Genomic DNA, 14,761 nt, shown 5'->3' on the forward strand with positions numbered 1-14,761 from the left:
TTAGTTCGGGGTGGAGGAAGTCAAACTTGTCATCCCCTCTTAATATTGGCTCCGTTGAAACGAATCAGGGGAAACCCTAAACCTCTCTATCTTACGCCCACCATTACTGCCTTTGGTTGTCGCAAGAGAGCAAAAATATAAAACCTAAAATAAATCGTCCTTAATGGAGTTAAGAATGAAAAAAGTAAGTTTGATTGCTGCTGCAGTGGCTTCTGCACTTGTCGCTGGTTCAGCGTTCGCAGAAAATGACGTTGCACTTGATGTAACAAGTGGTGACTCTTCAATGGAAGTAGAGGTGAAAAACCCTACTGACGTTATCACTGACGGCTGGGAAGTTCACGGTTACATGTCTTCTAACGTTCGTGTTGTCGACGGTAAAACAGTAGACACTGAATTCGGTAAGCCAGATTACAAAACAGCGGGTACTCACGGTAAGAGTACTAACCAAGTTGAATTTGTAATTAAGAAGCACTCTGAGTACCAAAATGGTGTGTGGGCCGACTACGTTCTTCGTACTGAATATGGTAACGGTAACTCATACGCTTATTCTTCTGAAGGCGGACAAAAGAAGAATGATGATTCTCAGTTCGAAGTAAAAGAAGCTTTCGTTGAGCTAGGTGGCATTTTAGGTGAAGACACTTCTATTTGGGGTGGTCAACGTTACCTAAACCGTGCAGCAGGTCTTTTATCTGGTGAGTTTTGGAAACAATCATCTGGTATTGGTGCAGGTATTCAAACTAAGCTTGCAGGACATACTGCTGGTATCGCTTATGTAATGGCTGATCCTGATGCAGGTTCTGCAGATTCTTACGCGATTGACTGTAAACAAGATGATGGCACTACATCGACAGATCCTAGTAAATGTAAAGTCAAGAAAGATGGTGCAAAAGAAAGACAGACACTCTCTTCTATTGACTTGTACTACTACGGCGTGGATGCGGGTATCGGCAGCCTAGACTTTGACTTTAAATATGGTCAGCAAAACATCAATGGCGGTGAGAACGAAGACGGTATCGGTGCAGCTGTAACGCTTAATACAAGTTACTATGGCCTAGACGGTTGGACTCAAAACGTAATTGCTTACGGCTCTGGCGTAATGAAAAACCGTGGTGTTAACTTCGGTGGTTGGTCTGGTGGCGGTGATAAAGAAGAATCACTATTCTTGACTTCTTACGGTGTGCTTAACATCTCTGAAAAATGGCAGTTAGGTACGGAAGCAGTGTACTTTACAGCTCTTGACCAATTGTTTGGTGCTGACGGTTTGACTCGTTACATGGTTGCTGCTCGTCCTTCTTACAAACTGAACGACAACATTCGCTTAGAAGCTACGGCTTCTTATGCACATGAAGAAGGTGATGAAGGTTACTGGAATCGCACTGGTGATGCTGTAGAGAGCGATATTCTTAACCTAGAAATTGCAACTGCATTTACAGCGAACTCTGACTACTTCGGTCGTCCACAAGTTAAGCCTTACATTAGCTACATTAAAGCTGATGATGAAGCAAGTGCTAAACAAATTGGTATCGATAACGGTAAAGACGAATTTGTATTCGGTGTACACACTGAAATTTGGTTCTAAACCGTTTAAAGTATAAGGCAGCCATTGGCTGCCTTTTTCCGTTTCCCCCAACAACAACCAATAGTGAGAGAGATTACAATGACAAATAAAAGCTCTATGTTAGCCGTGGTACTAGGTGCCTTGCTAAGCGGTTGTGCTTCCGATGCTCAGGTTCAAACTAAACTCGATGCACCCACTAATGCAGAAGTATGCTGCAGCGATTTTTCGCAGTACCCATACGCACAATTGAATGATAATGAAGATTTAAAGTTTGATATCGACTTGGGATCACCTGTCGGTACATTTACAACAGGTAATAGCCACTTTGCAGCGTTCAAGTTCAGCGAGCGCTCAGGGGAGATGGTCGTTAAGCTATCGAGCTTAATGATCGATGATTCAGTTTTTGCTCCAGAAGCCATGCTTCTAGATGAAAACTTTAAGCCAGTGCAAACATTGAAGTTTGAAGACTTTAAGGTTCAGGCATCCGACGCTTTTACTCGCACGAGTTACATTGAACGCTTGCGTATTGATGCGAGCAAGACACCTTATATTATTATCTACACGCCTGCTGATGAGCTTGGCAATAAGGTGAAAGTTGATCACCCAGCAAAGGTGCGAGCAAAAGAATTTGGTGAGGTGATGCCTATGGTCACCGATCCGGTATACACCAATCAATTAGGTGGTCGTTTAGAGTTAGAAATTAAAACTTTAAAACTTCGCCCTTACCGTGCTAAACCTGCCGTAGCGCCAGTCGTTGCTGCCCCTGCCGCTATGGCAGCGACTGCAACAGCTGTTGTACCGAAGAAAGCAGACACGCAGATACGTGTGCAGCAAGAGACAAAAGACTTCTACTTGTCTGCTATACAAAATGCGGTGAAGTCAGGTGATATACCGAAAGCTTTAGGTTTGTTAGATGAAGCGAAGGCGCTTAATGTTGAAGGTGCACAAGAAGCTTTTGTGCGAGCCGTCAACGCAAAATAGCTTATTAGCTTATTAGCTTATTAGCTTGTTAGCTTGTTAGCTTGTTAGCTTGTTAGCTTGTTAGCTTGTTAGCTTGTTAGCTTGTTAGCTTATTAGTTAGCTTAATAACTTAATAACTTAATAGATTAGTAGGCTTAATGGTTTAGCAGCCCAGTATCTTAGTCGCTTAGATAGAGATAGAGATAGAGATAGAGATAGAAATAAAGATAGAACGCTCCTTTAAAGGGGCGTTTTTTATATCTGAATTTATAGACACTTCAAATTTAGAGGTCGTTATGCAATCTGAATTGATTATTATCGATGAGTTCTTTATTCCACAGTTGAATCGAACTCGAACGCTCCGCATTTACCTTCCTGCGGGGTATCACCAAACAGAGCACGCTTATCCTGTCTTATACATGCATGATGGGCAGAATGTCTTTGAGAAGTCTACAGCGACGTATGGGATGTGTTGGGACGCACAAACGACACTCGATGAGATGCAAAGGCTCGGTAAGTTATCCGGGGTAATTGTTGTCGCCATCGACAGCAGTCATGAGCTTAATGGCATGGAGCGTTACAATGAGTATTCGCCTTGGCGCGCTAACCAAGAGATAAAAGAGTTGGGTGTTGGTGATGAGCTACTTAAATTTGGTGGTGAAGGGGACGAGTACATGGCGTTTATCTGTCATACATTGAAGCCCTATATAGACCAAACATACAGAACAAAGCCGAACCGAGAGTTTACGTACCTTGCTAGCAGTTCAATGGGCGGGCTAATTAGCTTATATGGTGGCTCACTGTATCAGAATACCTTTGGCGTGCTTGGGGTTTTCTCTCCGGCATTTTGGTTCAATAAATCCTCATACTTCGAGTATATGAAAGAGTTTAGCTTTCTGTCTCCAACGAAAATATATATGGATATGGGAACGAATGAAGCTCGTGAAGAGGCAAGCGCAGATTTTGCTGACGTTTACCTGAGCGGTTCAAGGGCAATGAACACGTTACTCACTCAAAAGCCGAACGTGACGCTGTTTTATCAAGAAGGGCAAGGTCATCAACACAATGAACTGGCTTGGTCGTTGCGATTCCCGGATTTCATCGACTTTATTTTTAGACAATAAAAGAAGGCCTAACTCCGTTTTGTCTTCGTAAACGGTGTATTAGGCCTGCTTTTTTATCGCTTTATAGCCGTATCACTTTATACGTCTATAAAGCGATAGGCTTAGTATCAGCAAAGCTAGTCCTTGGCTGCTGACAATTTTTGCTTATTGCGCTTGTTCAACAAGTAGTCCTTGCTCATCAAACTGTTGTGTTGCCTTGCAAAGTCGGGCTTGGCAAATTGTAAGTCGCATAAGATGGCGTTATTTGGCTTTGGTTGAATCTCAAACTGCGCTTGTTTGTCGTTGACCGTGACCTGTTGTTGGTGACTGTCGATCATGATCTCCAACGATTGTGTTAATGGTGTCGAGATTACGGCAACAGACTCATGGTTTATGTCTAGCGTAAGCACCAATGTGATTTCGGGACTTACCGTATCTTCTAGATTTGACTGAATCTTGTAATGAGAAATCCCATTTTTAGATTCAAATGACAGTCGTAACTGGTTTCCTTGACCAAAAGGCAACGAAGCCACTAATTCGCTCCAACAACTTGGGAAATTTGGTGTTAGGTGTATTTGATTGTCCAATAAGCGTGGGCAATACCCCAAATAGTCCTGTTGCGCGTTACGAGCGTATTCTGAAACAGACCAGGCTTGAGCAAACGTCCCTGATTCTACAAGGTCGCGGTCACTTTCTTGGAAAGCATCCAAATTTTCACTCATTGTCCCTCTACAGCCTTGTGTAAGGATTTGTTTTGCCAAGTTTTTGGATAGCTGGTAACTGAGTTCTTGCTGCTTAAACTTGTTGAGCGCCGTAATAGTAAAGCCCGCATTCCACCCCCAGATCGTCCCGTTGTGATAAGCCGCGTCCTTGTGGTACATGGCTTGATTGTCGTGATAAGGATGAAAATCGACATGCTCTTGTTGTAAGGAGCAGATCCCCCATGGGAACAATAGCGTTTCTACCGCGTTCTTGACGATGTATTGCTCTCTTTCATTCTGATTCAGCGGACTTTTCTGAGGAATTGAAATCGTCATCAACTGATTCGGACGCACGCTATAATCAGGCACATCACCTTGCGATAAATGGTCGGCTAGGCGATGGTTTGTATCATCCCAAAACTTGGTGGCGAAACTCTCTTTCACTTTTCCAGCTTGGATTGTCCAGCTCTTTTCTGATTCAGAGTCGCCCACCAGAATAGCGAGTTGAATAGCGCAGTTTAAGCTTTCAAACCACAAAGCTTGGATGTCATTGGCTTTAGGGCCGCGAGGAGACCAAGGTGTCATCCCATTAATTTTTGCATCCATCCACGTATCAGGGTGGCGATGTGCCATCAGGCTATCTTTATTCGAATAATCTTCGTTCAAGCCATCTTTATTCAAGCTATCTTCATTCAAGTAATGTTTTTCGACACCCGTGATGAAACGCTTGAGAGTGGGATAAATGGCCTTAGCGAACGCCACATCGCCGGAGTAGTTGATGTACTCAAGGGCTTCACGAATCATCCAAGGAGTGCCATCGGTGGTGTTATAAATGATGTTCGTTTTACTCGTCACTCGATTCGGGATTCGCCCGTAATTCGCGGAATTTTCGTCGAGCATCTGCATGGACGCAAAGTTTTCAATGATCTCTTTTGCTTCACTAAACAGCCCATTAACCAAGCTTGTGCCCGACAAAGCGATAAAGGTGTCACGGCCCCAACAGTCCTTGAACCAAGGCAATCCAGCCCATATGCCCGTGCCGAACTCATGACTCACAAAGGTTCGGCTTGCAAGGCGCGACCACATGACCGCTCGGTTGTATTCAAGGTCGTTGGTCCACAAATAATTATTGGTTAAGAACTCATAAATCCGCTGTTGGTGAAGAACGTGTTCGTTATTTTTGATCGCTTGATTAACCAATGAGCTAGCGGTTTCAAGAGTTTCAGCAAAGCCGAGGTAGACGACAAGTTCAGTTTGTTTATCTGACGTCGTGAGCATGAGTTTTGTATTGCTCTCTGAGAGCTGAACTAGGTCGCGAAGTTCAGGGTGAGCGTCTAGCGAGATCTCTCGTGCATGTACAGCATGATTGCTTGCGATGGCGACAAACCTTGGGCAGCCGTCTGGGCAAACTTGAGGGCTGAGTTCTATGACGATGTTTGAGTCTGAGGTATGAACTTTAGAGTGAGTGGTCGGTATGTTGAGTTCTGGAATTAAGCTTAAAGCGCTCGGTTTGTTTGACGACACCGTGAGCGATACGAGTCTGGAACCTTGAATCAGGCTCAGGGACTCTCGGTTATTCTCATAATGATGTTCAATACCATAAGGCGTCAGGCTGGCACGCTTAGCCTCTAACTTGTTATTGAGCTTGCCGTCGATATAGCTGGCGAAGGTTCCCAGTATCCAACCTTGGTGGTGACGATATTTGCCACCGTTTACATAGCTATAGGTTGCGCCATGATAGTAACCATCGACATTATCCCCGAACACAAACGGAAATGACTGTGTCTCTGAGATGGTGAGCTCTTGGAACAGTTGGTCATGTGGCATTGCAAATTCAGGGTGTTGCCAGTGAGGTAGCGTCTCCTCGATCTCGATCTCTATCTCAACCTCAACCTCAGACTCAATCAGGTGAGTATCAATAGGCTCACGTTGAGGTGTTGATAGATCATTGTATTCCCCCTTGGTTACGGTGATCGTTGGCGTCGAAGAGCCAAATTGCACCTTCAAGGAGTATTGACCAGCGACAGCGGGAGAGAGCAGCAGATCATTGCCAATACCTTGTGTATTGATAAGCGGCATTGCTTGTTCCAATTCACAGAGAGTGGCTACACTTTCATGCCCTGAAAGTGTCCATTGCGTGGTGCCATCTGAATCCGAAATTTTGAAGCGGTAAAGGTCGGTAGATAAACATAGGTTTGCTCGATAGGAGCCGTCTTGCTCTTTGAACAATGGGGTGTCTAACCCCCAACCATTGAATGTACCTTTTAGGTAAAGAGTAGGGATTTGCATAGCGACTTGATTTCCAAAACAAAAAAGGCACAGCATGCGCTGTGCCAAAGGACAATAGGATATTAATAAAAAGAAAGGTTATTTGGTGATTTGTTTCGCTGCTGTGTCTAGTGCTTCTCTAACGGTTTGCTTACCCTGCATTGCGTTATCGATAGCCGCACCTTCAGCGAACCAGTAAGCCGTCATTTGCGGAATGTTTGGCATGATTTCGCCGTTTTCAGCATTCGTCATGGTTGATTTGATGCGATCATCGCTCTCAAGAATTTTTTGGAATGATTTTAGTGTCACCGCGCCAAGAGGCTTGTCATCATTCATGGTTTTCAGAGCGTCGTCTTGGAATAGGTAGTTTTCTAAGAACTCGACAGCAAGATCAGTATTTGGACTCGCAGCATTGATACCCGCACTTAGGATTCCAACAAATGGGTTACCTTTACCGCCATTTAATGTCGGCAGTTCAGCAACGCCATAATTAACACCAAGCTTGTCTAAGTTACCCCAAGACCAAGGGCCATTAATGGTCATCGCCACATTGCCATTGGTGAACTCTGCTTCTGCGACTGAGTAATCCATATTCGGGTTAACTACCCCTTGGTTTACCATATCAACTAAGAATTGAAGGCCGCGAACACCCGCTGCATTGTTAACACCTGTGCTTTTAGCGTCATAGCCTGTTGCTGTTTTTTCAAACGCGAAGGCACCACCAGCAGAAATCATCGGCCATGTGAAGTACGCATTTTTCACATCCCACATGATGGCTTTTTTGTTTTGCTTAGCCATCTCTTTCTGAATGTCAGCAAGCTCTTCCCATGTTTTTGGTGGGTTTGGAAGTAGGTCTTTGTTGTAGATTAGAGAAGGTGCTTCGATTGCTAGAGGGTAGCCCACAACTTTACCGTTGACTGTCACCGCATCCCAACTGAAGTCGACAAGCTTTTCTTTGAATTCTTTACTTGGGTTAAGTTCGTGAAGTAGGCCTGATTCTGCGTAGCCACCAAAACGGTCGTGTGCCCAGAAAATGATGTCAGGGCCGCCACCTGTTGCTGCGTGTTGTTGGAATTTAGCTTCCAGTGAATCTGGGTACTGAACGTTAATTTTCACTCCGGTATCTTCTTCGAATTGTTTACCAATTTCAGCAAGACCGGCATAACTTTTATCGCCATTGATCCAGATTGTGATTTCACCTTCTTCCATAGCAAAAGCCGGTGCATTGAAAAGAGCAGCAAGGGTACAAATAGACAGTGTTTTCAATAGAGGTTTCATAATTTCATTCCATATTCAGAAGGTTATCCATAACGATAATCACTTCTATCAGTTCTTATTATCTGCTGAAAATAATATCGACTAATTTAGCCTTTGAGAAATAGGTAAACGCACCTTTGATATAGTAAAAAACTATAGCAATGCCGATACAGTGCTGTTTTACAGGCGATCGCCATAGTTTTGTGAAGTGGCGCGTATAGAGAAATGTGAAGGCGGGCTCAAACTATTTTTGGGTGATGAAAGCCATCCAAAACTAAGCGTTAGGTTGCTTAGGTTAAGATGTGAAATGTTGGAGAGAATCGATGGCTTTGGGTAATAAAAAAGGCAAGGAGAACCTTGCCTTTGGTGTGTTGAATTTAACGTATGATTACAGTTTTACAGCAAATGATTCATACGGTGCCAGTTCAAGCTTGGCTGACAACTCAGTGACCGTTTGATAGTTATTGATCAGACAATCAAGCGTCTGAGTTTGGTATTGTTCAGGCATATCCAGTGTCAGGTTGTCGTTTGAGAAGTTACAAACTACAAACAGCTTTTCACCATCCAACTCACGTACGTAGGCGAAAACCTTGTCGTGTTCTTCAAAAACAGGGATGAATGAACCGTAGACAATCGCTGGGTGAGCTTTTCGTAACTCTATCAATGTCTTGTAGTGATAAAATATGGAACTTGGATCAGCCAACGCACTTTCGACGTTGATCTCTGGGTAGTTTGGATTCAGCTCAATCCAAGGTGTTCCGTCAGAGAAGCCTGCATTTGGTTGGTTGTTCCAATGCATGGGTGTTCTAGCGTTGTCACGGCTGTTCTCGTGAATGGCGTCCATCATGTGTTCATGAGTGACACCCGATTCCGTTTTTACTTTATAGAAATTGTGCGTTTCAATATCTTTATATTGGTCTAGATTGTCAAAAGCGACATTGGTCATGCCAATCTCTTCACCTTGATAGATGTAAGGTGTGCCTTTCAAGAAGTGCAAACACGTCGCCAGCATTTTTGCTGACTCAACTCGGAAATGTTTGTCATCACCGTATTTTGAAACCAAACGTGGCAAATCGTGGTTGTTCCAAAAAAGGGAATTCCAACCACCATCGGCCAGCTCTAGCTGCCACTTGGTCAGCACATTTTTGAACTCTCGAAGATCAAGCGGAATAGGGTTCCATTTGTCACCGTTCTCCCATGTCAGGGTAATGTGCTCAAATTGGAACACCATAGAAAGTTCATTTCTATCTTGTCCGCTGTATAGCTTGGCTATTTCTGGAGTCGCGCCCCAAGTTTCTCCAACGGTTAACAAATCCTTGTTACCAAAGGTCGCCTGATTCATTTGTTGTAATAGCTTGTGCAGCCTTGGTCCGTTACCAGTGATTCCTTTATCGATCTCTTTACCAATAAGATCAATCACATCTAAGCGGAAGCCGCCGATGCCAAGGTCAATCCACCAGTTCATCATAGTATGAACTTCTTCTTGAACCTTCGGGTTTTCCCAGTTCAAATCTGGCTGACGTTTCGAGAATAGATGGAAGTAATATTGTTGTGTGAGTTCATCCCACTGCCAAGCACTTCCGCCAAAGATCGAACCTTGGTCATCCGGTGCGCTGCCATCCTGTTTTGCATCGCGCCAAATGTAATAGTCTCGATACGGATTGTCTTTTGAAGAGCGTGCTTGCTCGAACCAACGGTGCTCATCTGACGTATGGTTTACCACTAAATCCATAACAATCTTAATGTCACGTTCCTTCGCTTCATCCATCAGTCGTTTCATCTCTTCCATCGTGCCAAACTCTTCAGCAATCGCTTGGTAGTCGGAGATGTCGTAGCCGTTATCGTCCATTGGAGATTGATAAACAGGGGAGAGCCAAATGACATTAATGCCTAGTTCTTTGAGGTAATCGAGTTTGCTGATGATTCCATTTAGGTCACCGATACCGTCATTATTCGAGTCTAAAAAGCTACGCGGGTAAATTTGGTAGACCACTGCGTCATGCCACCATTTCTGTTCCATCTCAATGTCCACTTAATAAGTTAATTGACCTTACTATAGTGATTTCATCTTACACTGGGAAATAGCATTACTAATGCTCTCTATAGAAAAATCCTATATCATGAGCTTTATCCGCTGCGCACTGTGTTCAGTGGTTTAATTTGTTGAATTTCTAACCTCGCATTTTGTGATCGAATGCAAACTAAGAGAATCCTATGAACAAGCTATACCGATACTTTCTGATGGTTGCGCATACTGGCAGTATTAAAGGTGCCGCGGAAAAGCTGAATATTAGCCAGCCCTCCTTGACCGCTGCGATCAAAAAATTAGAGAGTGATGTTGGTGTGGCTATTTTTACTCGTAAGTCAAAAGGCGTTGAGCTTACCGAGTACGGGTTGTTGTTTCGGGAGTTTGCACAAGAACAGCAAGAAAAGCATCTGTCTTTAATGCACCGCTTTACCGACATGCAGCAGCGCCAATCCGGTAAATTGAAGCTCGGCACCGGGGAAGCTTGGTGGGAACAATTTGTTTGCAAGGCGGTTGAGGAATACAAGCAACAAGAAAAAATGGGCTCGCTACATTTGGAGTTCGGTAACAACTTGTCTTTGATGCACCATTTGGTTCAAGGCGATATCGACTTGTTTGTTGGCCATGAAATCTATGGGCTGCATGAGCGATGCAAAGTAACGTTTTACCCACTCTTTCAAGACAAAGAAGCGGTGTTTGTTCGAGCCAACCATCCGTTGCTAACGAAGAAACACTTAGATCCGAGTTTGTTAAGGCGTGAGACATTAGCGTTTCCAATACTCCAAGTGACCCCCGATCACTCTCGACATAACTCTGTACTGTCTGATCACGTAAATTCACAGCCTGGCGGGCGTGATACTGAGGTGGTTGGGCGAGATGTCTATGACGTTGACTCTCTTTTTGCGAGTTTAGATATGTTGAGAATGTCTAATGCTGTCATGCCATACAGTCATAAAATGTGTGACTGGATGAAAGACAAAGGCTTCGAAACCTTGCTGATTGATGACTCTAAGTTAGGAAACGTTGGCCTCTACGCGAAACAGGGAGCGGAAGACCTCAAGATTAAGGCGTTCATTGAGATCTTACAAAAAGCCAACTTTGATTAAGCATTGCATGAAATATGAAACTCGTTTGGGTAAGCGTCCAGTCTTGGTTGTGCAGAGCAGTTTAAATAAAGTCTAAATTTGAACTAGTAGTGATCGGGTAGTACAATATAGCTATTGAATGAGTGATGACATTCAACTAACTAAAGCAACAAATACAAACAGGGTGAGTGATTATGGACACAGCAAATGTAGAAACCGTCAGTTTCTTAAAAAAAAATGCGGCTAACTTGCCTTTAAGTGAACCACTAACGATCACGCAAAATGGAAAACCTACGTATGTAGTTGAGTCGTATGAAGACCATAAAAAACGTCAAGATGCCATTGCGCTAATGAAACTGGTTAGCTTTGCAAAAAATGATGTTGTTCAAGATCGTGTAACTTCGTCTAGAGATTTAAGAAGTCGATTAGCTGCCCGTAAGTAACAAAGGTAAATATGACTCATAAAGTAGAAATTCAATACACGGAAACATTTGAAAATTCGCTAAATGATTCGATTGATCACCTAACTCAATGGAATGATGAAAAATCAGTCATTGAAGGGATTGAGAGTCTTTTAGATGCCTTTGAAGAAAATGTGAGCCATAACCCTAACATGTACTCTAGATGTTCTGAGCTTGTAGGGTTGGGGGTCACTAGTATCAGAGAGTTCAAAAAATCGGGTTTTAGGCTGTTTTATGAGGTGAATAATGGCACGGTTACAGGCCTAGTCTTATTAAGGCAAAAACAAGACATATCAATGGCTCTCGTTGATTATTGCATCATACATAAATAAAGTTATAGCAGAGATTTAGCTCATGTACTTATAACCCCGTTTAGTGACTTACGGGGTGTGTTTTAATTCGAGTTAAGCGGCTGTTGTTAAAAAGCTTTATGATGTGTTCGCTTTAAAATCCAAAGGTTATCAGCCGTAATAGAAAGCCCCTCTACACCCATTCGCTTACTCTTTGGTCTGGTGACCTGTTTTCTTCGCAAACTTTTGCATCGCTTCAGCAAAGGTTGTTGCCCCACCTTTGGCTTGTACCTGTACTACCTTATACCCCAATTTTTCTAGCGCTTGGCGCTCTGCTAAAACAGCGTCATCGTCTTGCTGGCTGCCCTGTGCTGGTTGATGAAGGTAACACCCTTCTAGTTGACCATCTTCGACCAGTTGGTGGTGTTTCAGTGCATTGATATCAAAATTCATAATCAGTCTTTTCGTGTAAATGAGGAATACCTGCGGCAAAGCCCGCAAGTATCTATAATTCGATTGTTTGTACCATAAGGCATTTTAACCATAAAAAGCGAATGGAAAAATAGTAAACCAGTGGAATGTAATCGGGAGCGGTTTATCTTAGAAATGGATGAGGTAACTGAGATCGTGCTGGAACGGTTTTGGACAAAAGTGAGTCAGTTATATTACTAAATTAGAATGTTATTGATTAGGTTTGGTATGGAAGGTAACGCCTGTAATAAGGTGTGCCCCACCGTACTAGCAAAGCACACTAAACCCCGTACCAAAACCGCCGAGTGTAATGCATCACTTTGATTGCTTTGATAACTGAATTATTTCGTAATACTCGTACCAAATATAAAAATCATGTCATCAAAACGAATTTCTACATAAAGTTCTACTGATATAAGAATGTAGATGAGTGTCGATTTCCAGTTTACTTTCATTAGGTTACTCCTTCTTGCTAAGTAACCCAATAGTGCAGAACTCATGTGGCTTTTTGGTGGTTAGCCGAAATTATTTATGGCTGCCATTTTTTAAGTGATTTTAATGCAGCTGAAATATCTCTGTTTAGGTTTGATGCCTTGTCTAGCTCCACACCATGCCTAGCTGCCAATTTACTGATATCTTGAGCAATTTGACTACAGTTTGCCGTTGTTCCTTTTTTATACTTTGAAGATTGTTCACTTAGCATTAACGCCATTAAACCTAAACTAGAAACTAAAGTATCTTCAGGTGTTCTCAATAGTCTTTTTTCTGGCTCTGTTATCTTTTGCTCAAGGACTTCCAAGTCCTTACGTAGTACAACTAACTCATTAAATTCCGGTAAATCATCCGTGGGATAAGCTCTTTCAGCGAGTCGATCGAATACTGCCTCCCCATCATTAGTAGTTAAAAAGTCGACAGGCTGAACATACCGTCCTTCTGAATCTAATAATAAGCACCCTTCAAGGTTAACTAACTCCGAATCTGTCCCTGTAATAAAGGACAATAAATGATCTTTAAAAATGCCAGTATTCAACTGTATCTTGAGAGGGCCTTCAATGCGGAAAGGATCTGATAATGAACCAATAGAAAGGCTAATGGCCTTTGGTCCACAAACGTAATTGGTCATTAATTCATCAAGTGTGTAATCCAATATTGATTTATGTGTCACATCTTGGGTTATATTTTCTAAAAACCATCCTCCAATAAGACTTGTATACATTGCAGCTTCTCGAGCCCAGCCATGTCTCACAAGCCAACAGATATCAAGTTCTCCATCAATGCATAGTTGAACTATATCTTTATCTGATACATCTTCTTCACAGATATAAGATAATCTTCTAGCAACATCATCGATGCTTAACCATTGCTTTAATTTGAAAATTTTCTTCATCTAAGCTTCTCTTAAATGCTTTGTATGGCCCTGTAATCCTGACACCTGAGATGACAATGTTAACAATGGGTGCTCTTCATCTAATGCTAACTTACCAATATAGTTCACTAATTCAGTACAAGTTCCATAGTAACTCTGTGCTTTTTCCAAAGAACACGACTCCTGCCAAGAAGCTATGACTGAAGGACAACTTTCTGGCGATACTTCTTCATCATCTATGGTAAAGGTATTGCTTACACTTTCAGTTTTACCATGAGCAAGTGAATTTCTCGCCGAGAACAAGCGAACAACTATATTTACAAATTCATTATTTTTTCGCTCGTCACGGGATACCGTATCTAAGATTGCCTTACATTTTACAATAGGTGGAATTCTGAATTTGTTATCTATTTCTGTAAAATCAGCGCCATCCTTTCCGCTCTCTTCGAAGCACTTTGCTAATTGTTTAGATTTTTGCCCATGTGAAAATTTGATCAGATTATTAGCGAGTAACTCATACCGCTCATCAATACCATATGCTTTTGCAACTCTTTCTTCGAAGCCTAATTTCTTTCCGCAATCATCAAGTTTCGCTACAACATCTAGTGATAAGTCGGAATCAAGCACAGCTTCAATTAACTCGCTCTTGTTTAATAATCTTGAGCAAATGTAGTTAAAATAACTTTCAACCATGAATGCAGTTAACGTTACTACTGTAATTCCCGCACAAGTATCACCAAAATTTTCAGCTTCTAGGGCTCTTTTTGCTGATGCAGCAAACCAAGCATGAGCATAAACTGTACCATTTGAAGTACCTCCCACCATTTATTATTGATCCTCTTACAATTTAGGGAAAAGGGCTAACAGCTTTACATATTGATGTTGGCTGCTTATTACATCAACTATATCCAAAGCACATCCGTATAATCAATTGAATATACGGGGATTTTTTTGTTAGTTCTGTGTGATATGTTGAAACATTCAACATATCACCATCTCCTATATCAAAAGGTTGTGTAAAACCATAAGCAGGTATGAAACAGGATAAGCAACTCTAGAGAATCATTAGCTTAGATAGGGATAAATCAAGCTCGCAGTTTTCTTATTGAAAAGGGCCAACAAGCTTTGGGGCAAAAACAAGTTACAGCTACCCGCCATAGCTGCTTAGAACGTGCTTTGAAAACCAACGACCGTCTGAATTTTACTTATCCGAAG

The 14,761-nt window shown here is 42.4% G+C and carries 12 protein-coding genes; 6 read left to right on the top strand and 6 right to left on the bottom strand.

All coding sequences use genetic code 11. The features are described 5' to 3' along the window. Positions 1-175 precede the first annotated feature (175 nt). From AB4232_RS01305 to AB4232_RS01315, 3 genes are all read left to right on the top strand, one after another. Positions 176-1,579, top strand: a complete 1,404-nt coding sequence (locus AB4232_RS01305; RefSeq protein ID WP_012600159.1) for a carbohydrate porin — start codon at positions 176-178, stop codon at positions 1,577-1,579. A 78-nt stretch (positions 1,580-1,657) separates the two neighbouring features. After that, positions 1,658-2,539, top strand: a complete 882-nt coding sequence (locus AB4232_RS01310) for a MalM family protein (RefSeq protein ID WP_122046148.1) — start codon at positions 1,658-1,660, stop codon at positions 2,537-2,539. Positions 2,540-2,814: 275 nt separating this feature from the next. Continuing rightward, positions 2,815-3,642, top strand: a complete 828-nt coding sequence (locus AB4232_RS01315) for an alpha/beta hydrolase (RefSeq protein ID WP_372085775.1) — start codon at positions 2,815-2,817, stop codon at positions 3,640-3,642. A 116-nt stretch (positions 3,643-3,758) separates the two neighbouring features. Here the strand turns inward: AB4232_RS01315 and AB4232_RS01320 are convergent, their stop codons facing one another. The 3 genes from AB4232_RS01320 to AB4232_RS01330 form a co-directional block, all read right to left on the bottom strand. Then, positions 3,759-6,659: an amylo-alpha-1,6-glucosidase gene (locus tag AB4232_RS01320; RefSeq protein ID WP_372085777.1), complete on the bottom strand. Its 2,901-nt coding sequence runs from the start codon at positions 6,657-6,659 to the stop codon at positions 3,759-3,761. Between the two features lie 30 nt (positions 6,660-6,689). Then, the gene (malE, locus tag AB4232_RS01325; protein ID WP_009845865.1) at positions 6,690-7,868 is read right to left on the bottom strand and encodes a maltose/maltodextrin ABC transporter substrate-binding protein MalE; all 1,179 of its coding nucleotides are present in this window, start codon (positions 7,866-7,868) and stop codon (positions 6,690-6,692) included. A gap of 367 nt (positions 7,869-8,235) precedes the next feature. Further along, positions 8,236-9,867, bottom strand: coding sequence for an alpha-glucosidase (locus AB4232_RS01330; RefSeq protein ID WP_372085779.1), 1,632 nt, complete (start codon positions 9,865-9,867; stop codon positions 8,236-8,238). Positions 9,868-10,061: 194 nt separating this feature from the next. Here AB4232_RS01330 and AB4232_RS01335 point away from each other — a divergent pair, with 194 nt between their 5' ends. The 3 genes from AB4232_RS01335 (at position 10,062) to AB4232_RS01345 (ending at position 11,751) form a co-directional block, all read left to right on the top strand. Continuing rightward, entirely contained in the window at positions 10,062-10,979 is a 918-nt protein-coding gene (locus AB4232_RS01335) for a LysR family transcriptional regulator (RefSeq protein WP_372085780.1), read from the top strand. A 173-nt stretch (positions 10,980-11,152) separates the two neighbouring features. Further along, a complete protein-coding gene (locus AB4232_RS01340; protein ID WP_009845862.1) occupies positions 11,153-11,401 on the top strand; it encodes a prevent-host-death protein in 249 nt (82 codons plus the stop codon). A gap of 11 nt (positions 11,402-11,412) precedes the next feature. After that, positions 11,413-11,751, top strand: a complete 339-nt coding sequence (locus tag AB4232_RS01345) for a type II toxin-antitoxin system RelE/ParE family toxin (RefSeq protein WP_009845861.1) — start codon at positions 11,413-11,415, stop codon at positions 11,749-11,751. A gap of 165 nt (positions 11,752-11,916) precedes the next feature. On the opposite strand, the gene AB4232_RS01350 is transcribed toward AB4232_RS01345, so the two are convergent. From AB4232_RS01350 to AB4232_RS01360, 3 genes are all read right to left on the bottom strand, one after another. Then, positions 11,917-12,162: a hypothetical protein gene (locus AB4232_RS01350; RefSeq protein WP_009845860.1), complete on the bottom strand. Its 246-nt coding sequence runs from the start codon at positions 12,160-12,162 to the stop codon at positions 11,917-11,919. 547 nt (positions 12,163-12,709) lie between these two features. Further along, positions 12,710-13,567 (bottom strand): hypothetical protein, encoded by an 858-nt coding sequence (locus AB4232_RS01355; RefSeq protein WP_269336906.1) that lies wholly within the window; start codon positions 13,565-13,567, stop codon positions 12,710-12,712. Further along, a complete protein-coding gene (locus AB4232_RS01360; RefSeq protein ID WP_009845857.1) occupies positions 13,568-14,371 on the bottom strand; it encodes a hypothetical protein in 804 nt (267 codons plus the stop codon). Positions 14,372-14,761: the final 390 nt, after the last annotated feature.

It is taken from the genome of Vibrio sp. 10N.286.46.A8 (genome assembly GCF_041470165.1).
Taxonomy (GTDB): Bacteria; Pseudomonadota; Gammaproteobacteria; order Enterobacterales; family Vibrionaceae; genus Vibrio; species Vibrio tasmaniensis_A.